Below are 22,399 nucleotides of genomic sequence, written 5' to 3'. Positions count from 1 at the left end.
CAGACAAGAACCCCCTTCAGCCCAAACTTCAAACATGCAGCTTGACAAAACCATTAGGCTGCCTCTTTCGCCAGCTTCGCGAGCTGCGTCATCACCTGTGCCGCGCCAGTCAGCCGCTTCTCCGGCGTCGGGTAATCCCGGGCGAGGAACAGGCTCTGGTCGGGCCGGATCTTGGCGAGCGTTCCCTGCTTGGCGATATAGCCGACCAGTGCGGCCGGGTTCGGGAATTCCCTGTTGCGGAACTGCACGACGACGCCCTTCGGCCCGGCGTCGAGCTTCTCCACGTTCGCCACCCGGCAGAGCGACTTGATGTAGACGATCTTCAGGAGGTGCTGCACCTCCAGCGGCAGCGGGCCGAAGCGGTCGATCAGCTCGGCGCCGAAGGCGTCGATGTCGGCAAGCTCGGTGATCTCGCCGAGGCGGCGATAGAGGCCGAGGCGCAGGTGCAGGTCCGGCACGTAGTCGTCCGGGATCATCACCGGCGTGCCGACGGAGATCTGCGGCGACCAGCCCGAATCGACGATCTCCTCGTCGCCCTTGATCTCGGCGACCGCCTCTTCCAGCATCTGCTGGTAGAGCTCGAAGCCCACTTCCTTGATGTGGCCGGACTGCTCCTCGCCGAGCAGGTTGCCGGCGCCGCGGATGTCGAGGTCGTGGCTGGCGAGCTGGAAGCCGGCGCCGAGCGTGTCGAGCGACTGCAGCACCTTCAGCCGCCGTTCGGCCGTGCCCGTCAGCGTGCGGTTGACCGGCAGCGTCATCAGCGCGAAGGCGCGCACCTTCGAGCGCCCGACGCGGCCGCGCAACTGGTAGAGCTGCGCCAGGCCGAACATATCGGCGCGGTGGACGATCATCGTGTTCGCCGTCGGCACGTCGAGGCCGGATTCGACGATGGTGGTCGAGAGCAGCACGTCGTAGCGACCCTCGTAGAAGGCGTTCATGATGTCCTCGAGCTCGGTCGCCGGCATCTGCCCGTGGGCGATGGCGACCTTCAGCTCCGGCACGTCCTGGCGCAGGAAATCGTGGATCTCGGAAAGGTCGCTGACGCGCGGACAGACGTAGAAACTCTGGCCGCCGCGATAGTGCTCGCGCATCAGCGTCTCGCGGATCACCAGCGGGTCGAAGGGCGAGATGAAGGTGCGCACCGCCATGCGATCGACCGGCGGCGTGGTGATCAGCGACAGCTCGCGCACGCCCGTCATGGCGAGCTGCAGCGTGCGCGGGATCGGCGTCGCCGAGAGTGTGAGCACATGCACGTCGGTCTTCAGCTCCTTCAGCCGCTCCTTGTGCTTGACGCCGAAATGCTGCTCCTCGTCGATGATCAGCAGGCCGAGATTGGCGAACTTGATCGAGCTTCCGAGCAGCGCGTGCGTGCCGACGACGATGTCGGTCTTGCCCTCGGCGAGCTCCTTCTTCGTCAGCGCCAGTTCCTTCGCGCCGACGAGGCGGGAGGCCTGCTGGATGCGGATCGGCAGGCCGCGGAACCGGTCGGCGAAGGTCTTGTAGTGCTGGCGGGAAAGCAGCGTCGTCGGCACGACGACGGCCACCTGCACGCCGTTCATCGCGGCGATGAAGGCGGCGCGCAGCGCCACCTCCGTCTTGCCGAAGCCGACGTCGCCGCAGACGAGCCGGTCCATCGGCCGGCCGGCGGCGAGGTCCTCGCGCACCGCCTCGATGGCGTTCGCCTGGTCGTCCGTCTCGTCATAGGGGAAGCGGGCGGCGAACTCGTCATAGACGCCCTCGGTCGCCGTCAGCACCGGCGCGTGGCGCACGAGGCGCGCGGCAGCGACCTGGATGAGCCCGCCCGCCATCTCCAGCAGGCGCTTCTTCAGCTTGGCCTTGCGCGCCTGCCAGGCGACGCCGCCGAGCTTGTCGAGGATCGCGTCCGTCCCCTCGCCGCCGTAGCGCGAGAGGAGGTCGATGTTCTCCACCGGCAAGAACAGTTTTGCGTCGTCGGCATAGCGCAATTCGAGGCAGGCATGCGGCGCGCCCGCCGCCTCAATGGTGCGCAAGCCCACGAAACGGCCGATGCCGTGCTCGGCATGGACGACGATCGAGCCCTCGTCGAGGCCGGCGACCTCGGTGATGAAATCGGCGGCGCGCTTGCGGCGCTTGGCGCGGCGCACCATGCGGTCGCCGAGCACGTCCTGCTCGCCGATGACGACGAGATCGCCCGTCTCGAAGCCGCTTTCGAGGCTGAGCACCGCGGCACCCGCCTCGCCGGACTTCAGCTTGCGCAAGGCCGAGAGATCGGCGACCGGCACGACATTGCCGAGCCCGTGCTCGGCAAAGACCTGCAGCAGCCGGTCGAGCGAGCCCTCCGACCAGCCGGTGATCAGCACCTTCGCGCCGGAAGCCCGCCTGTCGGCGATGTGCTTGACGGCCTGGTCGAAGACGTTGACGCGCTCGGCCTCCTCGCTGCCGGCAGAGCGCGCCCAGCGCTGGCCGGCGCGCGCCTCGACGGTCACGACATGGCGCGCCTCGCCCTCGTGCTCGTTGAAGGGCGAAAGCCGAATCGCGGCGCGTTCGTCGAGATCGCGCGAGAAGCGCTCGGCGTCGAGATAGAGCTGGCCCGGCGGCACCGGCTTGTAGGGCGTGGCCTGCGCCACCTGTCCCTTGCCGGGCGTCGCCGAGGCCACACGGGCGTCGTAGTAGTCGCGCACAAGCTTCGAGCGCTCGGCGGCGGCCTCCCGTACGGTATGGTCGGTGACGATACGGAAGCCGGCAAGATAATCGAAGGCCGTTTCCAGCCCGTCGTAGAACAGCGGCAGCCAGTGCTCCATGCCGGCATAGCGGCGCCCCTCGGAGACGGCCTGGTAGAGCGCGTCGTCGCGGGTCGCCGCGCCGAACAGCGCGAGATACTGCGTGCGGAAGCGCGAGATCGTCTCCGGCGTCAGCGTCACCTCGCTCATCGGGTTGAGGTCGAGCGAGCGGGCCTGGCCGGTGGTGCGCTGGCTTGCCGGATCGAAGGCGCGGATGCTCTCCAGCGTGTCGCCGAAGAAATCGAGCCTGAGCGGCTCGGCGCTGCCGGGCACGAAGACGTCGAGGATGCCGCCGCGCACGGCGAACTCGCCGACCTCGCGCACCGTCGCGACGCGATCGAAGCCGTTGCGCTCCAGCCTCGCGGCGATGTCGTCCATGCGGACCTGGTTGCCGGGGCGGGCGGAGAAGGCAAGGCTTTCGAGGACGGCGCGCGGCGCCGTCTTCTGCAGCATGGCGTTGACGGTGACGAGGACGATCGCCGGATGCGGCTTCTTGGCGTGCGCGATCAGCGCCGAGAGCGCGGAGAGCCGGCGCGCGGAGACTTCCGCGCTCGGCGAGACGCGGTCATAGGGAAGGCAGTCCCAGCCGGGCAGCGTCAGCACCGGTATGTCGGGGGCGGCAAAGCCCAGCATCTGCTCCAGATCGGCCATGCGCTGGCCGTCGGACAGCACATAGGCGACGGGGCCGGTCCTGCGGGCGAATTCGGCCAGGACCAGCGGCTCCAGCCCGGAGGGCACGGCGCCGATGGTGAGCGGCATGCCGGCGGCGGCGATCGTCTCGGCGGAAAAACCCGGGATCATGCGTCGGAACCGGAAAGGGGCGAGAAATCGGGGCGATAGGCGGCGATGCGCGGGAAGAGGCCGTCGCGATAGGCCTCCGGCACGGGCGCCTCGCCCGTCACCCATTTGATGAGGTCGGCGTCCTCCTCCGCCATGATGCGCTCCAGCGCGTCGAGCTCGGCGTCGCTCAGCAAGGCGATCTCCGCGTCGGCGAAGGCGCCGAGCACCAGGTCCATCTCGCGGATGCCGCGGTGCCAGCAGCGGAACAGGATGCGCTTGCGGCGCGGGTCGATCCCGGCGCTCGAACGTGTCGTTCCCGTCATGATCGCTTGCCTCGCCTTTTTCTGCATCGCCTGTCGGGCGCTTCTATAAACCGGTGAAGACGGCTTGTCAGCCTTGCCAAAGCCGTCATCTTTGGTGATTTTGCCCCGGATGCGCCCTGCCCTTCTCGATCCGCTCTTCGCGCCCCTCTCCTCGCTCCCCGGCATCGGGCCGCGGCTCGGCGAACTGTTCGCGCGCCTGCTCGGCCAGGAGAGCCTGGAGGACTGCCGCGTCGTCGACCTCCTCTTCCATGTCCCGCACGGCATCGTCGACCGTCGCCGGCAGCCGGGCATCGCCAACGCGCCGGCCGGCACGATCGTCACCATCACCGGCCGCGTCGACCGCCACCAGCCGCCGCCGACCGCCCGCTCGAACGTGCCCTACCGCGTCTTCCTGCACGACGAGACGGGGGAACTGGCGCTCACCTTCTTCCACGTCAAGGGCAACTGGCTGGAAAAGGCGCTGCCCGTCGACGAGACGGTGGTGGTGAGCGGCAAGGTCGACTGGTTCAACGGCCGCGCCTCGATGGTCCATCCCGACTACATGGTGCCGCTTGCCGAGGCGGAGACCCTGCCGCTGGTCGAGCCGGTGCACGGGCTCACCGCCGGGCTTTCGGCCAAGGTGCTGCGCAAAGCCGTCGAGGCGGCGGTGGCGCGCGTGCCGGACCTGCCGGAATGGATCGATCCGGCGCTCGCCGAACGGCAAGGCTTTCCGCCCGCCGCCGACGCCTTGCGCCGCCTGCACGACCCGCGTGACGAGACCGACCTCGACCCGCAGGCCCCGGCGCGGCGCAGGCTCGCCTATGACGAGTTCCTCGCCGGGCAGATTTCTCTCGCGCTGGTCAGGCAGAAGCTGCGCAAGGTCACCGGCCGGCCGGTGCAGGCGACGGGCCTCATGAGCCGTCCGGTGATCGACGCCCTGCCCTTCTCGCTCACCAACAGCCAGAACGCGGCGATCGCCGATATCTTGCAGGACATGGCCGGCGAGCAGCGCATGCTGCGGCTGCTGCAGGGCGATGTCGGCGCCGGCAAGACGGCCGTCGCGCTGATGGCGATGCTCGCCGCCGTCGAATCGGGCGGGCAGGCCGTGCTGATGGCACCGACGGAAATCCTCGCCCGCCAGCATTTCGCCACGCTCTCACGCATGGCGGCCCCGGCGGGTGTTGCCATCGACGTGCTCACCGGCCGCACCAAGGGTCGCGAGCGCGACGCGATCCTCGACCGCATCGCCTCCGGCGAGACCCAGATCGTCATCGGCACGCACGCGCTGTTCCAGGACAACGTCGCCTACAGGGACCTCGTGCTCGCCGTCGTCGACGAGCAGCACCGCTTCGGCGTGCACCAGCGCCTGCGGCTGACGGCGAAGGGCATCTCCCCGCACATGCTGGTGATGACGGCGACGCCGATCCCGCGCACGCTGGTGCTCGCCGCCTTCGGCGACATGGACGTCTCCAAGCTCACGGAAAAACCCGCCGGCCGCAAGCCGATCCAGACCGTCGTCGTGCCGCAGGAGCGTACGGGGGAAATCGTCGACCGGCTGCGCGCGGCGCTCGCCGAGGGCAGGAAGGCCTACTGGATCTGCCCGCTGGTCGAGGAGACGGAGGAAAGCGACCTCATGTCCGTCGAGGAGCGGCATGCGACGCTGAAGAGCGTTTTCGGCGATGCGGCGGGCCTCGTGCACGGGCGCATGAGCGGGGCGGAGAAGGACGCCGCCATGCTCGCCTTCAAGACCGGCGAGACGCGGCTCCTGGTGGCGACGACCGTGGTCGAGGTCGGCGTCGACGTGCCGGACGCCTCGATCATGGTGATCGAGCATGCCGAGCGCTTCGGGCTCGCCCAGCTCCACCAGCTGCGCGGCCGGGTCGGGCGCGGCGCGGAGGCGTCGAGCTGCATCCTCATCTACAAGGGGCCGCTCGGCGAGACAGGGCGGGCGCGGCTCTCCATCCTGCGCGAGAGCGAGGACGGCTTCCGCATCGCCGAGGAGGACCTGAAATTGCGCGGCGAGGGCGAGCTCCTCGGCACGCGGCAATCGGGCACGCCGGGCTTCCTCGTCGCGAGCCTGGAGGCGCACGGCGACCTCCTCGAGACCGCCCGCAAGGACGCGGCCTATATCCTGGAGCGCGACCCGGACCTGATGGGCGAACGCGGCCAGGCCATCCGCACGCTCCTCTACCTCTACCGCCGCGACGAGGCGATCCGCTTCCTGCGCGCCGGATAGCGCATCGACGCAAGCCGCCCGTTTGCCGGACGTGCCTTGAACCGTTACGAAATCGTGATTTCGTCAATTCCCGCAGAAGGCGCATAGTACCAAGGCATACGCGAACCTTGGAGAAATGCCATGAAGACAGTTCTCGCAATCGCAGCAGTGCTCAGTCTGTCCGCGTCGGCCGCCTTTGCGGATTGCGCCTGGCACGACAAGACCTCCGCGGAAGCGGACATCGACCGCACCATCACCACGGCCAGCGTGAAGACGACGCCCAAGCAGGCCCGCCTTCCCGCCGCCACGACGGGCGACGAGCTCATTCTGAAGGAGGAGCAGGAGGCTCCGGTTTCGGAATAGGCTCAGCGGACGACGGCGAAGAGGCGGCGCCCCGGGCGCGCCTTCTGGCCGCGCGCTTGTCCGCCAGCGTATGGACGGTTTCCTCCGGCGGCGTGACGAGGCCGACGGAGATGATGAGCTTCGCCGCGTCCTCGGCGCTCATGTCGAGCGGCACGATTTTTTCGCGCGGCACGTAGACCAGGAAGCCCGCCGTTGGGAACGGCGTCGGCGGCAGGAAGCAGGCGACCATGTCCCTGCCCATCGCCCGGAACTTCACGGCGATCTCGCCGCGCGCGTCCGTCGCGACGAAGACGATCGACCAGAGGCCGGCGCTCGGATACTCGATCATCGCCGCCTTGGTGAAGGACGTGCCCTTGTCCTTCAGCACCGTCTCGAAGATCTGCTTCAGGCTCTTGTGCACCGTGCGCACCAGCGGCGTGCGGTTGAACAGCGAGTCGCCGAATTCGACGATCGAGCGGCCGATGAGGTTCTTGCCGAGGAAGCCGACGAGCGTGATCAGCACGATCGCCGTCAGCAGGCCGAAGCCCGGAATCGCGAACTGCAGGTAGCTTTCCGGGTTGTAGCGCTCGGGAATATAGGGCTTCACCCAGCTGTCGGCCCAGTGGATGAAGGTCCAGGTCAGCCAGATGGTGATGGCGACCGGCGCGCAGATGACCAGGCCGGTCAGGAAATTGTTGCGCAGCCGCGTCGCAAGCGACTGCCTCGGGGCGATTTCGATCGTCATGGCTATCCAGATACCCTGCTTCCCACGCATTTCCGAACGCAAGACCGCTTCGCACCTTTGCTGGAAATGCTCCGGCGAGCGTGGGAGGGCGCTCAGCCGTAGAAGGCGGGATGATAGGAAACGGTTCCCTCGCCGTAAACCGGTGAAAACGCCACATACAGGAAATAGGCGGGCGGCACGCCTTCGAGCCGGAGCGCCGGGCCGGCGGCAAAGCCGAAGCGGCCGTACCAGGCGGGATCGCCGAGCAGCACGCAGCCGGCGGCTCCCCTCGCCCGCAGATGGGCCAGGCCCGCCCGGACGAGCGCGCTGCCGATGCCCCTGCCCCGATGCGCGGGCGAAACCGCGATCGGCCCGAGCCCGTACCAGCCGGCGCGGCCGTCCGAGACGGTGACCGGCGAGAAGGCGACGTGGCCCGCGACCGCGCCGTCGATCTCGGCGACGAGCGAAAGCGCCAGCGCGCCCGCCGCCCTGAGCCGGTCGACGATCAGGTGCTCCGTGCCGTCGGCATGCGGCGCCGAGCGGAAGGCTTCTTCCGTCAGCGCGCGGATGGCGTCGATGTCGGCCGGAATCTCGTGGCGCAGCAGGGTCATCCGGCGGCGGTCGGGCATCGTCGCGCCATACCCCCTCTGTCCGCAAGCAACACCGTCATTCGACCGTGACCGACTTGGCGAGGTTGCGCGGCTGGTCGACGTCCGTGCCCATGAACACGGCGGTGTGATAGGCGAGGAGCTGGATCGGCAGCGAATAGATCATCGGCGCGATGATCTCGTCGACGTTCGGCAGCACGATCGTCGCCATGGTCGAGAGCTTCGAGGCCGCCGCGCCCTTCTCGTCGGTGATGAGGATGATGCGGCCGCCGCGGGCGGCCACCTCCTGCATGTTCGACACGGTCTTCTCGTAGAAGCGGTCGTGCGGCGCGATGACGATCACCGGCATGTTCTCGTCGATGAGCGCGATCGGCCCGTGCTTGAGCTCGCCCGCCGCATAGCCCTCGGCATGGATGTAGGAGATCTCCTTGAGCTTCAGCGCGCCTTCCATGGCGAGCGGATAGCTGGTGCCGCGGCCGAGATAGAGCACGTCCTTGCACTTCGACAGCTCGCGCGACAGCTGCTCGATCGCCGGCTGGATCGTGTTGAGGACGCCGGCCATCACGCGCGGCATCTCGGCGAGATGGCGCACGAGATGCTTCTCCTCGGCCTCGGTGAGCGTGCCGCGCGCCCGGCCCGCGCCGATCGAAAGCGCCGCCAGCACGGCGAGCTGGCAGGTGAAGGCCTTGGTCGAGGCGACGCCGATCTCCGGGCCGGCGAGGATCGGGAAGACGGCGTCGGACTCGCGGGCGATGGTCGATTCGCGCGCATTCACGACGGCGCCGATCTTCAATCCGTGCTCCTTGCAGTAGCGCAGCGAGGCGAGCGTGTCGGCCGTCTCGCCGGACTGCGAGATGAAGAGCGCCGCCGAGGCCGGGTTGAGCGGGATCTCGCGGTAGCGGAACTCCGAGGCGACGTCGATCTCGACCGGCAGGCGCGCATAGCGCTCGAACCAGTATTTTCCGACGAGGCCGGCGAGATAGGCCGTGCCGCAGGCGGAGATCGCCAGGCTCGGCACGGCGGCAAAGTCGATGCCTCCCGCGACCGGCTTCACCCTGTGGGCGAGGAAATCGACATAGTGGCCGAGGGCGTGCGAGATCGCCTCCGGCTGCTCGTGGATCTCCTTCTCCATGAAGTGGCGGTGATTGCCCTTGTCGATCAGATAGGCGGAGGCCGACGAGATCTGGCGCGGACGGTCGACGCGATTGCCGTCGATGTCGAAGACGAAGGCGCCGTCGCGGCCGATCACCGCCCAGTCGCCGTCGACCAGATAGGCGATCTCGCTGGTGAAGGGCGCGAGCGCGATGGCGTCGGAGCCGAGGAACATCTCGCCCTTGCCGTAGCCGATGGCGAGCGGCGGGCCGCTGCGGGCGGCCATGATCGTCGACGGGTCGTCCTCGAACAGCACGGCGAGCGCATAGGCGCCGGTGACGCGGCGCAGCATGGCATGCATCGCCTCGCGCCGGCCGAGCCCCTCGCGGCGGTATTTCGCCAGAAGCTGGGCGACGACCTCGGTGTCCGTCTCGGTGGTGAAGGTCCGGCCTTCGGCGGTCAGCTCGTCGCGGATCTCGGAGAAATTCTCGATGATGCCGTTGTGCACGACGGCGACGCCGTCGACGAAATGCGGATGCGCGTTGCCCTCGGTCGGCGCGCCGTGCGTGGCCCAGCGGGTATGCGCGATGCCGATATTGCCGGCGAGCGGCTCGGCGGCGAGGCGCTTCTCCAGGTTGACGAGCTTGCCCTCGGCGCGGCGGCGGTCGAGCCGGCCGTCGACGAGGGTGGCGACGCCGGCCGAATCGTAGCCGCGGTATTCAAGCCGCTTCAGCGCGTCGACCAGACGCTCCGCCACCGGGCCGTTTCCGACGATACCGACAATCCCGCACATCTTCCGCTCCGCGCAATCAGGCCTTCAATGCCCTCTTGGTAGAGATTTTCCGTTGCGGTGCAACTCTCCCGCACTCACTTTCCGTTGCCAGCGTTAATGTGCGCGCAGGCGGAAAGCCCTACTCCGCCGCCTTCTTGCGCGCGGCCTTGAGCGCCTGGTTGCGCTCGCGCACGGCGACGGCCCGGCCCTCCTTGTTCTCCTGCCGCGCGCGGCCGAAGGCGACGGCATCGGCCGGCACGTCGGCGGTGATGACGCTGCCGGAGGCGACATAGGCGCCGTCGCCGATCGAGACGGGCGCCACGAGCGACGAGTTGGAGCCGATGAAGGCGTCGGCGCCGATCCTCGTCACGTGCTTGTTGATGCCGTCGTAATTGCAGGTGATCGTGCCCGCGCCGATGTTCGTCCGGGCGCCGATCTCCGCGTCGCCGATATAGGTCAGGTGGTTGACCTTGGCGCCGGCGCCGATCTCCGCCTTCTTCACCTCGCAGAAATTGCCGACCTTGGCGCCCTCGCCGAGATTGGCGCCGGGCCGCAGCCGCGCATAGGGGCCGACCGCGGCGCCCGCCGACACGTGCGCACCCTCGATGTGCGAGAAGGAATGGATGACGGCGCCGCCTTCGACCGTGACGCCGGGGCCGAAGACGACGTTCGGCTCGATCGTCACGTCCCGGCCGATCTCGGTGTCCCAGGAGAGGAACACGGTCTCGGGGGCGACCATCGACACGCCGTCGAGCATCAGCGCGTGCCGGCGGCGCTCCTGCCAGAGCCGCTCGATGACGGCGAGCTCGGCGCGGGTGTTGCAGCCGGTGAGCTCCGCCTCGGGCGCCCTGACTGCGACCGCCCGGCCGCCTGCGGCGCGCGCCACCTCGACGATGTCGGTGAGATAGTATTCGCCCTTGGCGTTGGCATTGCCGATGCGGCCGATGAGGTCGAGCGCCTTCCTGCCGTCGATCGCCATCAGGCCGCCGTTGCACCAGGTGATCGCCCGTTCCGCCTCGCTTGCGTCCTTGTGCTCGCGGATGGCGACGAGGTCGCCGTTCTCGACGATCAGCCGGCCGTAGCCGGTCGGGTCGGCGGCGGTGAAGCCTATGACGACGACGTCCGCGCCCCTGGCGAGCCCCTCGCGGGCGGCGGCAAGCGGGCCGGCGGTGATCAGCGGCGTGTCGCCGAAGACGACGAGGACGTCGTCATAACCCTTGGCGATCGCCTCGCGGGCGGCGAGCACGGCATGCGCGGTTCCCAGCCGTTCGGTCTGGACATGGACGGAGGCCGTGACGCCCGGCAGCCGCGCCGCCGCCTCGACCTTCTCCGCGTCGCGGCCGAGCACCAGCGCCACGTCGGCGATGCCGGCCCCGGCAAGCGCCGCGACCACATGGGCGATCATCGGCCGGTTGCCGACCGGATGCAGGACCTTCGACTGCGACGATTTCATCCGCGTGCTCTCGCCCGCCGCGAGAATGACGGCAAGGCACGTGCGTGTCGTCCGGTCGGTGGTCATGAGAATCCCCATCGTTGTTCGTATCGTGCCGTTCCTTAGCAAAAAGCCCGATACCCAGACAAAGGGAATTGTAAGGCCCCTCATCCCGCTGCCGCGGCCTTCTCCCCGCGTGTTTCCCCTTCTCCCCACCGGGGAGAAGGTGGCCCGAAGGGCCGGATGAGGGCGTCAGCTTGCCGTATCTTGCCTACGACACCCCCTCATCCCGTTGCCGCGACCTCTCCCCGGCGGGGAGAAGGGGGATTGCCGCACCGTCTTCCCGAACCATGGCCGTTGCGTGGGGCAGCTTCTACTCCGCGCTGCGCAGCCGGCTTTCCGACAACAGCCCGCTCTCGTCGAGGATCGGATAGGCGACGGAGACGAGATGGGCGGTGATGCGCTTCAGGTCGCGCAGCATGTCGAGATGGAGCGAGCTGGTCTGCAGGCTGTCGAGCCGGCCGTCGCGCAGGCGCGCGAGATGCCGCTCGGAGGATTCCTTCTCCATGCGGCGCACGTCCACCTTCACCTCCATCAGCTGGCGCGCGAGGTCGGCGTCGCGGGTGACGAAGATCGTCTGGGCGATGCGCAGGTTCTCGATCGTCAGGTTGAACAGGTTGCAGAGCTCGCGGTAGCCGTCCTCGGAGAATTTCAGCCCGTTGGCGATCTTCTTGCGCACCTGCTCCTGCAGGCCCTTCTCGATGATGTCGCCGACATGCTCGAGGTTGATCGCATAGTCGATGATGACGATGGAGCGGGCGGCGTTCTCGCCGGTGATGCCCTGCCGGCCGAGGCGGGAGAGATAGAGCTTCACTGCCTGCTGCAGCCCGTCGACCTGGCTTTCCAGCGCGCCGATGTCCTTGAGCGGGCCGAGGTCGTTGCCGTCGAAGGCGCGCATCGCGCGGATCAGCATCGATTCGATGAGATCGCCGACGCGCAGCACCTCGCGCGTGGCGCCGGAAAGCGCCACGACAGGGTTCGAGAGTGCCGCGTCGTCGAGATATTTCGGCCCCGTGTCTGCCGCCTTCTCCTCCGGCACCAGCCGTTCCATCAGCCGCGAGAGCAGGCCGGAGAAGGGCCAGAGCACGAGCGCCACGACGATGTTGAAGGCGAGGTGCACGTCGACCGGCAGCTTGGCGGCCGGCACGGGCAGGAGCGCGAGCCCTTCGGCGATCTGTGCCGCGAACGGCAGGGCGACGAGGCAGCCGATCGCCCGCACGAGGAGATTGCCGATCGTCACCCGCCGCGCCGAGGCGGGCGCGCCGAGCGTGGCGATGACGGGCGGCACCGCGCCGCCGAGATTGGCGCCGAGCACGAGGATGACCGTCAGCGCCGGCGAGAGGATGCCCATGGCGGAGAGCGACAGGATGAGCACGACGATCGCGAGGCTCGACGAGGAGACGATGGCGAGCACCGTCGAGAAGGCGAGCGCGGCCGGCCAGGCACCGTCGAGCAGCGTCAGGAAGGCGGCGAGCGCCGGCGACTGGCGCATCGGCTCCGTGGCGAGGCCGAGCAGATGCAGCGAGAGCAGCATCAGGCCGATGCCGACGAGCGCCGAGCCGAGCCCCTGCCGCGCGCTCGAAGCGCCCGCCTTGTGCACGACGACGCCGAGAAGGATCAGGAGCGGCGAGATCGATTCGATGCCCGTCGCCACCAGCCAGGCCGTCACGGCGGTGCCGACATTGGCGCCGAGCAGCACGATCTGCGCCATGCGGGCGCGCACCAGGTTGCGCTCGACGAAGGAGGCGATCATCAGCGCGGTCGCGGTGGAGCTCTGCAGCGCCACGGTCGCGACGAAGCCGGCGAGGAAGGAGCGGACCGGACCGCGCGTGCCGAGCGCCAGCCCCGAGCGCAGCTTCACGCCGAAGGCCCGCGTCATGCCGTCCTTGACCTGGGCGAGGCCGAACAGCAGCAGGGCCACGGCGCCGAACAGGTTGATCATGACGATCGTGGATGACACGGTTGAAGCACTCCCTGGCCGCTCACCGCCCGAGACGCGGGCGCGCCGCCATCCGATCACGAACGGCGGCCGCAGTGTAGTGCGAAACGCGGCAATCCGCCGATAATTCCAGAAAAATTTCGTTCGCCGGCAAAGGAAACCGGCAGGCGCTTGCCCGTTTGCGCCGGCCTTGCCGGACCGCGCCTGCGGCGACGGATTTCCCGGACTTCAATTCCCGCGAACTTTCCTTTAAGAGACGGTTTCCGGCCGTCCGGCCGCCATGTGAGGACATTTAGACGATGCTCGACGCCCTGAGACGCGCTTCCCAGACCTGGGTGGCCAAAGCCCTGCTCATCATCCTTGTCGGATCCTTCGCGGTCTGGGGCGTTTCCAACACGATCGTCACCGGCACCTCGAACGCGGTCGTGACCGTCGGCGACGTCTCCGTCTCGCCCACCGACTTCCGCCTCGCCTACGAGCGCCAGGCCGCAGCGCTCTCGCAGCGCTTCGGCATGCGGCTTTCGGCCGAGCAGGCGCGCGCGCTCGGCGTCGAGAACCAGGTCTTCGCCGAACTCGTCGCCGGTGCCGCCCTCGACCAGCTCTCGCGCGACATGAACCTCGGGCTTTCCGAAGGCCGCCTCGCCCGGCTGATCGCCGACGACCCGGCCTTCCGCGGCGCCAACGGCCAGTTCGACCGCCTCGCCTTCTCCGCCATCCTGCGCAATGCCGGCCTCAACGAGAAGGACTACATCAACAACCGCAGCCAGGTGGCGATCCGCACCCAGATCGTCGAGGCCGTGTCCGACGGCTACAAGGCGCCGGAAGCGCTCGTGAGCGCGCTGCGCCAGTACCGCGGCGAGGCGCGCACGCTCGACTACCTGCTGCTCAGCAACGCCAATATCGACCCGGTCAAGGCGCCGGGCGACGACGTGCTCCAGCCCTGGTTCGAGGAGAACAAGGCGAAGTACCGCGCGCCCGAATACCGCAAGCTCATCTATGTCTCGCTGGAGCCGAAGGACATCGCCGACGCCTCCACCGTCACGGACGAGGCGCTGCGCGAGGACTACGAGAAGACGAAGGACCGCTACCGCACGCCCGCCACGCGCACCGTCGAGCAGCTCGCCTTCAAGGACCGCGCGGCCGCCGACGCGGCGGCGGCGAAGCTTTCCGCCGGCACCACCTTCGACGAGCTGGTCGCAGCCGAGGGCAAGACGGCGAACGACGTGCTGCTCGGCGACTTCACGAAGGAGCGCTTCCCCGACCAGACGCTCGCCGAGGCCGCCTTCGCGGTGACGGCCGACGGCGCCACGACGCCCGTCGTCGACGGCGCCTTCGGCCCGGTCATCCTGCGCGTGACGAACATCCGCCCCGAGACGGTGAAGACCTTCGACGAGGTGAAGGAGGAGCTGCGCAGCGAGCTCGCGCTCGCCGAGGCCTCCGACGGCATCCTCGCCGTGCACGACCGCATCGAGGACGCCCGCGCCGAGGGCCTGAGCCTTGCCGACGCCGCCCAGCAGAACAACCTCAAGGCCGTGACGGTCGAGGCGGTCGACGCGCAGGGCAACGACCCGAAGGGCGAGGAGGTCCCCGGCCTGCCGGAAGAGACGGCCCTCCTCGCCGAGGTCTTCAAGACCGACGTCGGCATCGAGACGCAGCCGGTCAATGTCGGGCGCGACGGCTATGCCTGGTTCGAGGTGCTGGACGTCATCCCCGACCGCGACCGCACGCTCGACGAGGTGCGCGAGCGCGTCGTCGCCGACTGGACGGCCGAGCAGCAGCGCCAGGCGCTCGCCGCCCGCGCCGAGGAACTGGCCGAGCGCGTGCGCAAGGGCGAGGCGCTCGCGGCCGTCGCCGAGGAGCTCGGCATCGCCGTCGAGACGAAGACCGGCCTCAACCGCGGCGAACAGGACGCGGTGCTGAGCCCGGCGGCCGTCGCCGCCGCCTTCGCCGGCCCGGTGGGCCACGTCGCCGCCACGCCCGGCGTCGACGGCGAGGGCCAGATCCTCCTCAAGGTGACGGCGGTCGACAGCGAGGCGACGGGCGACGCGCTCGCCAACGACGAGCAGCAGATCGCCGCCGTCGCCCGCGCCAGCGGCGACGACATCCTCGACCAGATGGTCAGCGCGCTGCAGACCGCCTACGGCGTCTCCATCAACCGGACGCTCGCCGAGCAGAGCATCGCGCGCTAGAGGAGACGGCATGTCCGACCTGAAACCCTATATCGCCAAGGTCGCCGCCGGTACGCCGCTCGACCGCGAGGAGGCGCGCGGCGCCTTCGAGATCATCATGTCGGGCGCGGCCACGCCCTCGCAGATCGGCGGCTTCCTGATGGCGCTGCGCGTGCGCGGCGAGAGCGTCGACGAGATCTACGGCGCGGTCGGCTCGATGCGCGCGCGCATGCTGCCGGTGGACGTGCCGGAGGACGCGATCGACATCGTCGGCACGGGCGGCGACGGCACGGGCACCTACAACATCTCGACGCTCGCGGCGATCATCACCGCCGGCGCCGGCGTGCCGGTCGCCAAGCACGGCAACCGCGCGCTGAGCTCCAGGGCGGGCACGGCCGACGCGCTCTCCTGCCTCGGCGTGAAGCTCGACATCGGGCCCGGCGAGATCGCCCGCTGCGTGCGCGAGGCCGGCCTCGGCTTCATGTTCGCCCAGCTCCACCATCCGGCGATGAAGCATGTCGGCCCCTCGCGCGTCGAGCTCGGCACGCGCACCATCTTCAACCTGCTCGGGCCGCTCTCCAATCCCGGCGGCGTCAAGCGACAGCTTCTCGGCGTCTTCTCGCCGCAATGGCTCACGCCGCTCGCCGAGGTGCTGCGCGATCTCGGTTCCGAAAGCGTCTGGGTCGTGCACGGCTCCGGCCTCGACGAGATCACCACCACCGGCACCACGCAGGTGGCGGCGCTGGAGGACGGCAAGATCCGCACCTTCGAGCTGACGCCCGCCGATTTCGGCCTGCCGCAGGTGGCGCTCGACGACATCCGCGGCGGCGACGGCGCCTACAACGCCGCCGCCCTCCTCTCCGTGCTCGGCGGCATGCACATGCCCTATCGCGACGTGGCGCTCGCCAATGCCGCGGCCGCCCTCCTCATCGCCGGCCGGGCGAAGACGCTGTCGGACGGCATGGCGCTCGCCCGCGAGGCGCTCGAAAGCGGCCGCGCCCGCGGCGCGCTCGAACGGCTCGTTTCGGTTTCCAACGAAGCACAGGCGGAGTAGGATCGACCATGACCGACATTCTGAAGAAGATCGAGGCCTACAAGCGCGAGGAGATCGCCGCCGCCAAGGCGCGCGTGCCTGCCGCGGAACTGCGCGCGCGCGCCCGCGACCAGGCGCCGCCGCGCGGCTTCCTCGCGAGCCTCCTCGACAGGAAGGCGGCCGGCACCTTCGGCCTCATCGCCGAGATCAAGAAGGCGAGCCCCTCCAGGGGCCTGATCCGCCCGGACTTCGACCCGCCGGTGCTCGCGAAGGCCTACGAGGCGGGCGGTGCCGCCTGCCTTTCCGTGCTCACCGACACGCCGAGCTTCCAGGGCGCGTCGGAATTCCTGACGGCCGCGCGCGAGGCTTGCGCGCTTCCGGCGCTGCGCAAGGATTTCCTGTTCGACAGCTACCAGGTGCTGGAGGCGCGCGCCTGGGGGGCGGACTGCGTCCTCCTCATCATGGCCTCGCTCTCCGACGACGACGCCCGCCTCCTGGAGGATGCCGCCTTCTCGCTCGGCATGGACGTGCTCGTCGAGGTGCACGACGAGGCGGAGATGGAGCGCGCGCTGAAGCTCAAGACGAAGCTCGTCGGCATCAACAACCGCAACCTGCGCACCTTCGAGGTCGACCTCGCCGTCTCCGAACGGCTCGCGGCCATGGTGCCGGCGGACCGGCTGCTCGTCGGCGAAAGCGGCATCTTCACAAACGCCGACTGCAAGCGCCTCGCCGCGGCCGGCATCTCGACCTTCCTCGTCGGCGAGAGCCTGATGCGCAAGGACGACGTGGCGGCGGCGACGCGGGAACTGCTCACCGGCGACGCCGGCATGCTCGCGGCCGAGTGATGGCGGGCCTCACTCATATCGACGCGTCCGGCGAGGCCCGCATGGTCGACGTCGGCGACAAGGCCGAGACCGTGCGGACCGCCCGCGCCGAGGGCTTCGTGCGCATGGCGCCGGAGACGCTCGACCTGATCCTCGCCGGCAACGCCAGGAAGGGCGACGTGATCGGCACGGCGCGGCTTGCCGGCATCATGGCGGCCAAGCAGACGGCGAACCTCATTCCGCTCTGCCATCCGCTGATGCTGACCAAGGTCGGCGTCGAGATCCGCGAGGACCGCGCGCTGCCGGGGCTGCGCATCGAGGCGGTGGCGAAGCTCACCGGCCGCACCGGCGTCGAGATGGAGGCGCTGACGGCCGTCAGCGTCGCCTGCCTGACGATCTACGACATGGCCAAGGCCGCCGACCGCGGGATGGAGATCGGCGGCATCCGGCTGATGGAGAAATCCGGCGGCCGCTCCGGCGATTTTCGGCGCGGAGAGGCTTCCTGATGGCGCTGCTTCCCGTGTCCGAGGCGCTCGACCGCCTGCTTGGCGCCGCACGGCCGGTGACGCGCACCGAGCGCGTGGCGCTGCACGACGCTTGCGGCCGCGTTCTGGCCGAAGACCTCGCCGCGCGGCTGACGCATCCGCCCTTCGACAATTCGGCGATGGACGGCTATGCGGTGCGCCATGCCGACATCGCCGCGGTCGGTTCCGTGCTGACGGTCGCAGGCGTCTCGGCGGCCGGCCGCGCCTTCGAGTGGACCGCCGGTCCCGGCGAGGCCGTGCGCATCTTCACCGGCGCGCCGCTGCCCGCCTTCGCCGATACCGTGCTGCTGCAGGAGGATGCCGAGGTGCTGCCGGACGGCCGCATCCGCACGACCTTCCTGACGCCGTTCGGCCGCCACATCCGCCCGCGCGGCCAGGATTTCCACGAAGGCGAGGTCGTACTCAGGGCGGGCGACCTGCTCGACGCCGGCCGCCTGACGCTCGCCGCCGCCACGAACCATGCGGACGTCCTCGTCCATGCCCGCCCGCGCGTCGCCATCCTCGCCACCGGCGACGAGCTGGTGCCGCCGGGCACGGAGCCCGGCCCGAGCCGCATCGTTGCCTCGAACGGTTTCGGCGTCGCGGCGATCGCGCGCGCGGCGGGCGCCGAGGCGATCGACCTCGGCATCGTCGCCGACGACCGGCAGGCCATGCTGGAGGCTGTCAGGGCGGCGGAGGCGCGCGGCATCGACGTGCTGGTGACGCTCGGCGGCGCCTCGGTCGGCGACTACGACCTCGTGCAGCCGGTGCTCGCCGAGGCCGGCATGGAGCTCGACTTCTGGCGCATCGCCATGCGCCCCGGCAAGCCGCTGATGGTCGGCCGGCTCGGCGAGATCCAGGTGCTCGGCCTGCCGGGAAACCCCGTCTCCAGCCTCGTCTGCTCGCTCCTCTTCCTCGAGCCGCTGGTGCGCCGCCTCGCCCGCCTGCCCGCGCTCGACCGTAGCCGCCCTGCCATCGCCGCCGTGCCGCTCGCGGCGAACGGCCCCCGCCAGGACTATGTCCGCGCCCGCCTGACGCGCGGTTCCGGCGGAAAACTGCTGGCCACGCCCTTCACCCAGCAGGATTCCTCGATGACGAAGGTCTTCGCCGAGGCCGACGCCCTCATCGTCCGCCCGCCCGAGGCCCCGGCCGCGGAAGCGGGCGCGCCCTGCGACATCCTCCTGCTGCGCGACGTCCCGGCATTTTAGCCCCTTGCGGAACACATGCGGAACAGATAGGCTCCGTTCTGGATTTGTTTCGCGATTCTGGGGTGACAGGACGATGCTGACACGCAAGCAACAGGAACTCCTCTTGTTCATTCACGAGCGGATGAAGGAGACAGGCATTCCACCGTCCTTCGACGAGATGAAGGACGCGCTCGAGCTTGCCTCGAAATCCGGCATCCACCGGCTGATCACGGCGCTGGAGGAACGCGGCTTCATCCGCCGGCTGCCGAACCGGGCGCGCGCCCTGGAGGTCATCAAGCTGCCGGAGGCCTATGCGCAACAGCCGCGCCGGGGCTTCTCGCCCGCCGTCATCGAGGGCAGCCGCGGCCGGAGCCAGCCCCCCGCCCCGCAGCGGCCGCAGCCGCAGGACGACATGGTCGGCTCCGTCTCCGTGCCGGTCATGGGCCGCATCGCCGCCGGCGTGCCGATCTCCGCGATCCAGAACAACACGCACGACATCACCGTGCCGGCCGAGATGATCGGCGGCGGCGAGCACTATGCGCTGGAGGTCAAGGGCGATTCGATGATCGAGGCGGGCATCCTCGACGGCGACACGGTGATCATCCGCAATACCAGCACCGCCAGCCCCGGCGAGATCGTCGTGGCGCTGGTCGATGACGAGGAGGCGACGCTGAAGCGCTTCCGCCGCAAGGGCGCGTCGATCGCGCTGGAAGCCGCCAACCCGGCCTACGAGACCCGCATCTTCGGCCCGGACCGCGTCAAGATCCAGGGCCGGCTGGTCGGCCTGATCCGGCGCTACAACTGATTCCCTGCCGTCTCGGAGCGGCCGCTGCGCCAGTCGTAGGTGCGGTGGCGCGCCCAGGGGCGGCTCAGCGTGGTGACGGCGGCCGTGGTCTCCGCCGCGGCGAATCCCGCGGCGTCGCGGCCGGGGCGGATCTCCAGCGCGCCGGTCCGGCGCAGGTGCCGGGCGGTGACGAGGCGCGCGCCGGAGCGGCAGGCCTCGATACGCAGCGGGATCGGGACGACCACGAGATCGGCGCCGTCGCAGGCGGTGCCGAGGAAAGCCGGCTCCTCGACGGCGACGATGCGCCAGCCGCTCGGCGAGACGGCGGCGCAGAAGGTTTTCGCCTCGCAGACGAAGCGCCCTTCCGCTCGCGCGGCCGCAAGGGCCGCGGCGAGCGCGTCGCGTGCCTTGGCGCGGTCGGCGATTTTTCGGCGTTGCGGCCTTTTCGCCGTACCCGCATCGGCATCCTTTTCCTCCGAAAGCAGGCCCTCCGTTCGCCGCGTCTGCGGCGCGACGTGGTCGGCGAGCCGTAGCGCCCGGCGCCATTGCGCGTAGATGAAATCCGGCGGTCGGGCGCGGTTCGTCGCGGCGTTGTCGTCGCGCAGCACCGCGACGAGGCGGCCGTCCTCCGAGACCAGCACCTCCGGCGGCTTCGCGCCGCCCGGCCACAGGGCGATGGCGATGCCGGCGAGCACGAGCCCGGTGCCGGCATGGCGCAATCGCGTGCGCAGGATGCAGACGAGGCCGCCGCCGATGCCGATCATCAGGAAGGCGGACGCCGGGATGCGGCCGGTGACGATCTCGCCCTTCCAGCCGGCCACCCATTTCGACAGCGCGATCATCGCGTCGATCCCCTGCCCCATGACGGCGAAGGGCACGGCGTCGAGCCCGAAGGGCATCAGCAGCATGGCGACCAGGCCGAAGGGCATGACGACGAGGCCGATCACCGGCATGGCGACGAGATTGCCGGCAAGCCCGTAGGCCGGGATGCGGTGGAAATAGCCGATCGAATAGATCAGCGTCGCCACGCCGCCGATCAGCGAGGAGAGGAACAGATCGCGGAAGAAGCGGCCGAGGCCGCCGCGCGCGAGCCCGACCAGGCCTCTCGGCGGCTCGTGCCGGACGGGCCGCTCGCGCAGCGCCGCATAGCCGGCGACGAGGCCGAGCGTCGCCGCATAGGACATCTGGAAGCCCGGCCCGGTGACGGCCGAGGGCGTTGCGACGAGGATGACGATCGCCGAGAGCGCGACGTTGCGCAGGCTGATCGCGCTGCGGCCGAAGAGCACGGCGACGAGCATGACGACGATCATGATCCACGAGCGCACGGCCGAGATCGCCCCGCCCGAGACGAGGATGTAGAGCGTCACCATCACCAGCGCGCCGATGGCGGCGATCTTCTTGGCCGAGTAACGCTCGCAGAAGCCCGGTATCAGCGCCATCACCCCGCGCGCGCCGACCAGGAAGGTGCCGGCGGCGAGCACCATGTTGAGCCCGGAAATGGCGAGCACGTGGGCGAGCCCCGCCTGCCGCAGCGCCTCGACCGTCTCCTCGCCGATCGCCCGCTGCTCGGCCGTGACGAGGGCCGCGGCGATCGCGCCGGCATCGCCGCCGATGCGGCCGCGGATGTGCTCGGTGAGGCCGGTGCGCCATCCGGCGATCCTCTGGCGGATGCGGGCCTCGAGGCCCGCCTCCCCCGTTGCCGCCACGGCCTCCGGCGCGCGGTAGAAGAAGCCGACGGCGCCTGTGCCGGCGAAGTAGGCGTCGAAGGCGAAGTCGTTGAGGCCGGAAAGCGCCGGGCCGGAGGGCGGGCCGAGCCGCGCCCGGCCCGCGATCCCGCCGCCGATCGCGACCGGCTCGTGTGCGCTCCGCGCGACCAGCGTCACGACGGAGGGCGGCCGCTTCAACACCGGCTCGCGCGTGGCCGACAGCGCCACGCGGTAGCGGATCGCGCCGCGCTCGTCGCTCTCGCGCGACAGCACGCGGCCGGTGACATGGGTCGTCACCGGCGAATCGAGGATGACGGTGGAGAGCCGCGCGCTCTCCGCCGCGGCGAGCAGCATGCCGGCCGGCACGAGGACGGCCGCGCCTGCGGCAAGCGCCGTCCAGTCCTCCCGGTGGCGCAGGCGCCAGGCCGGCCACACCACGGCGAGCAGGAAGAGGCCGACCGCGACGGGCGACGGCTCGTCCGCCGCGGAGAACCAGAGCGCCGCGCCGATGCCGAGGAAGACCGGGACGAAGAGGAAGAAATGGCCGTGGGCGCGTTCCTCCGCGAAGGCCTCGCCCGGCCAGCGCGGCCGCGGCAGGCGGGCGGCAAGGCGGCGGACGACGGGTCCGGCGCGGGACTTCGCTTCGGCCGGAAGCGACGGCGGCGGCGCCACGCCGGCAGGCCGCCAGGCATCCGCCTCGCGCGCGCCGCCTGCCTCCGCGACCTCCGTGTCCGCCATCGCGACACCCCGCTCCCCCGAGGCGGAAATTGTGCAGCCCCTCGCGGCGGAATGCAATCAAAAGTAGGAGCCGCAAGCGCTAAGGCGGCCGAAAGGAATGCCCCCTCCCTATTTCGCGCGCTACGCTCAAAGGTTGCTTGCAACTTGCTCGGAACAGTAGATATTGCGTTGCCGGAACGCCGTTTTCGCAACGCACAAATCGCCTTTGGTATCGCTTGGCACGGCATGCTAAATGGGCTAGCAAAACGGGCGCGTTCAAGATCGCGGCACGCCCTGTGCCCTATACGAAACAACGGAGGACCGTCATGACAGGAACAAGCGCGGGTGTATCGGTCGGTGGAAAATCAGTCGAGCTGCCGACCCGATCCGGGACGATCGGTCCGGACGTCATCGACATCGGCACGCTCTAC

Annotated in this window: 16 protein-coding genes; 8 read left to right on the top strand and 8 right to left on the bottom strand. The window is 69.7% G+C overall.

Features of this window, described 5'->3' with window-relative positions; genetic code table 11:
• Nucleotides 1-53: 53 nt before the first annotated feature.
• Both mfd and NNZ72_RS24590 read right to left on the bottom strand, forming a co-directional pair.
• The gene (mfd, locus tag NNZ72_RS24595) at nt 54-3,560 is read right to left on the bottom strand and encodes a transcription-repair coupling factor (RefSeq protein WP_257318317.1); all 3,507 of its coding nucleotides are present in this window, start codon (nt 3,558-3,560) and stop codon (nt 54-56) included.
• Entirely contained in the window at nt 3,557-3,862 is a 306-nt protein-coding gene (locus tag NNZ72_RS24590; RefSeq protein WP_257318316.1) for an FAD assembly factor SdhE, read from the bottom strand. The genes mfd and NNZ72_RS24590 overlap by 4 nt, the downstream gene beginning before the upstream one ends.
• A 109-nt stretch (nt 3,863-3,971) precedes the next feature.
• Between NNZ72_RS24590 and recG the strand changes: the two genes are divergently transcribed.
• Both recG and NNZ72_RS24580 read left to right on the top strand, forming a co-directional pair.
• Complete coding sequence (gene recG / locus NNZ72_RS24585; RefSeq protein WP_257318315.1) at nt 3,972-6,077, top strand: ATP-dependent DNA helicase RecG; 2,106 nt, start codon at nt 3,972-3,974, stop codon at nt 6,075-6,077.
• A 120-nt stretch (nt 6,078-6,197) separates the two neighbouring features.
• Nucleotides 6,198-6,419: a hypothetical protein gene (locus tag NNZ72_RS24580; protein WP_257318314.1), complete on the top strand. Its 222-nt coding sequence runs from the start codon at nt 6,198-6,200 to the stop codon at nt 6,417-6,419.
• Here the strand turns inward: NNZ72_RS24580 and NNZ72_RS24575 are convergent.
• The 5 genes from NNZ72_RS24575 to NNZ72_RS24555 all read right to left on the bottom strand — a co-directional run bounded on the left by NNZ72_RS24575 (nt 6,379) and on the right by NNZ72_RS24555 (nt 13,046).
• Nucleotides 6,379-7,143, bottom strand: coding sequence for a DUF502 domain-containing protein (locus NNZ72_RS24575; protein WP_257318313.1), 765 nt, complete (start codon nt 7,141-7,143; stop codon nt 6,379-6,381). The genes NNZ72_RS24580 and NNZ72_RS24575 overlap by 41 nt on opposite strands.
• A 92-nt stretch (nt 7,144-7,235) precedes the next feature.
• Nucleotides 7,236-7,751: a GNAT family N-acetyltransferase gene (locus NNZ72_RS24570; protein WP_257318312.1), complete on the bottom strand. Its 516-nt coding sequence runs from the start codon at nt 7,749-7,751 to the stop codon at nt 7,236-7,238.
• 37 nt (nt 7,752-7,788) lie between these two features.
• Entirely contained in the window at nt 7,789-9,615 is a 1,827-nt protein-coding gene (gene glmS, locus NNZ72_RS24565) for a glutamine--fructose-6-phosphate transaminase (isomerizing) (protein WP_257318311.1), read from the bottom strand.
• Between the two features lie 118 nt (nt 9,616-9,733).
• On the bottom strand, nt 9,734-11,113 hold the full coding sequence (gene glmU, locus NNZ72_RS24560) for a bifunctional UDP-N-acetylglucosamine diphosphorylase/glucosamine-1-phosphate N-acetyltransferase GlmU (RefSeq protein WP_257318310.1): 1,380 nt from the start codon (nt 11,111-11,113) through the stop codon (nt 9,734-9,736).
• Between the two features lie 286 nt (nt 11,114-11,399).
• Complete coding sequence (locus tag NNZ72_RS24555) at nt 11,400-13,046, bottom strand: Na/Pi cotransporter family protein (protein WP_257318309.1); 1,647 nt, start codon at nt 13,044-13,046, stop codon at nt 11,400-11,402.
• 278 nt (nt 13,047-13,324) lie between these two features.
• Here NNZ72_RS24555 and NNZ72_RS24550 point away from each other — a divergent pair, with 278 nt between their 5' ends.
• The 6 genes from NNZ72_RS24550 (at nt 13,325) to lexA (ending at nt 19,566) form a co-directional block, all read left to right on the top strand.
• Complete coding sequence (locus NNZ72_RS24550) at nt 13,325-15,214, top strand: peptidylprolyl isomerase (RefSeq protein ID WP_257318308.1); 1,890 nt, start codon at nt 13,325-13,327, stop codon at nt 15,212-15,214.
• A 10-nt stretch (nt 15,215-15,224) separates the two neighbouring features.
• On the top strand, nt 15,225-16,247 hold the full coding sequence (trpD, locus tag NNZ72_RS24545) for an anthranilate phosphoribosyltransferase (RefSeq protein WP_257318306.1): 1,023 nt from the start codon (nt 15,225-15,227) through the stop codon (nt 16,245-16,247).
• A gap of 8 nt (nt 16,248-16,255) precedes the next feature.
• Nucleotides 16,256-17,071 carry an indole-3-glycerol phosphate synthase TrpC gene (gene trpC / locus NNZ72_RS24540; protein ID WP_257318305.1) on the top strand — a complete coding sequence of 272 codons (816 nt, stop codon included), beginning with the start codon at nt 16,256-16,258 and terminating at the stop codon, nt 17,069-17,071.
• On the top strand, nt 17,071-17,556 hold the full coding sequence (gene moaC / locus NNZ72_RS24535) for a cyclic pyranopterin monophosphate synthase MoaC (protein ID WP_257318304.1): 486 nt from the start codon (nt 17,071-17,073) through the stop codon (nt 17,554-17,556). Before trpC ends, moaC begins: the two co-directional genes overlap by 1 nt.
• Nucleotides 17,556-18,782 (top strand): molybdopterin molybdotransferase MoeA, encoded by a 1,227-nt coding sequence (locus NNZ72_RS24530; RefSeq protein ID WP_257318303.1) that lies wholly within the window; start codon nt 17,556-17,558, stop codon nt 18,780-18,782. Before moaC ends, NNZ72_RS24530 begins: the two co-directional genes overlap by 1 nt.
• A 73-nt stretch (nt 18,783-18,855) precedes the next feature.
• On the top strand, nt 18,856-19,566 hold the full coding sequence (lexA, locus tag NNZ72_RS24525) for a transcriptional repressor LexA (RefSeq protein WP_257318302.1): 711 nt from the start codon (nt 18,856-18,858) through the stop codon (nt 19,564-19,566).
• Here lexA and NNZ72_RS24520 read toward each other — a convergent pair.
• The gene (locus NNZ72_RS24520; RefSeq protein WP_257318301.1) at nt 19,557-21,989 is read right to left on the bottom strand and encodes a ComEC/Rec2 family competence protein; all 2,433 of its coding nucleotides are present in this window, start codon (nt 21,987-21,989) and stop codon (nt 19,557-19,559) included. The genes lexA and NNZ72_RS24520 overlap by 10 nt on opposite strands.
• Nucleotides 21,990-22,399: the final 410 nt, after the last annotated feature.

The organism is Shinella pollutisoli (genome assembly GCF_024609765.1).
GTDB lineage: Bacteria > Pseudomonadota > Alphaproteobacteria > Rhizobiales > Rhizobiaceae > Shinella > Shinella pollutisoli.
Note: the sequence above shows the minus strand (reverse complement) of the source record. Positions and strands in the feature narration are given on the sequence as shown.

Excerpts from the sequence above, each read along its gene's own strand:
- mfd (WP_257318317.1), bottom strand. The coding sequence starts at position 3,560 with ATGATCCCGGGTTTTTCCGCCGAGACGATCGCCGCCGCCGGCATGCCG.
- glmS (WP_257318311.1), bottom strand. The coding sequence starts at position 9,615 with ATGTGCGGGATTGTCGGTATCGTCGGAAACGGCCCGGTGGCGGAGCGT.
- NNZ72_RS24575 (WP_257318313.1), bottom strand. The coding sequence starts at position 7,143 with ATGACGATCGAAATCGCCCCGAGGCAGTCGCTTGCGACGCGGCTGCGC.
- NNZ72_RS24580 (WP_257318314.1), top strand. The coding sequence starts at position 6,198 with ATGAAGACAGTTCTCGCAATCGCAGCAGTGCTCAGTCTGTCCGCGTCG.
- NNZ72_RS24550 (WP_257318308.1), top strand. The coding sequence starts at position 13,325 with ATGCTCGACGCCCTGAGACGCGCTTCCCAGACCTGGGTGGCCAAAGCC.
- lexA (WP_257318302.1), top strand. The coding sequence starts at position 18,856 with ATGCTGACACGCAAGCAACAGGAACTCCTCTTGTTCATTCACGAGCGG.
- trpC (WP_257318305.1), top strand. The coding sequence starts at position 16,256 with ATGACCGACATTCTGAAGAAGATCGAGGCCTACAAGCGCGAGGAGATC.
- glmU (WP_257318310.1), bottom strand. The coding sequence starts at position 11,113 with ATGACCACCGACCGGACGACACGCACGTGCCTTGCCGTCATTCTCGCG.
- trpD (WP_257318306.1), top strand. The coding sequence starts at position 15,225 with ATGTCCGACCTGAAACCCTATATCGCCAAGGTCGCCGCCGGTACGCCG.
- NNZ72_RS24530 (WP_257318303.1), top strand. The coding sequence starts at position 17,556 with ATGGCGCTGCTTCCCGTGTCCGAGGCGCTCGACCGCCTGCTTGGCGCC.
- NNZ72_RS24570 (WP_257318312.1), bottom strand. The coding sequence starts at position 7,751 with ATGCCCGACCGCCGCCGGATGACCCTGCTGCGCCACGAGATTCCGGCC.
- NNZ72_RS24520 (WP_257318301.1), bottom strand. The coding sequence starts at position 21,989 with ATGGCGGACACGGAGGTCGCGGAGGCAGGCGGCGCGCGCGAGGCGGAT.
- moaC (WP_257318304.1), top strand. The coding sequence starts at position 17,071 with ATGGCGGGCCTCACTCATATCGACGCGTCCGGCGAGGCCCGCATGGTC.
- recG (WP_257318315.1), top strand. The coding sequence starts at position 3,972 with ATGCGCCCTGCCCTTCTCGATCCGCTCTTCGCGCCCCTCTCCTCGCTC.
- NNZ72_RS24590 (WP_257318316.1), bottom strand. The coding sequence starts at position 3,862 with ATGACGGGAACGACACGTTCGAGCGCCGGGATCGACCCGCGCCGCAAG.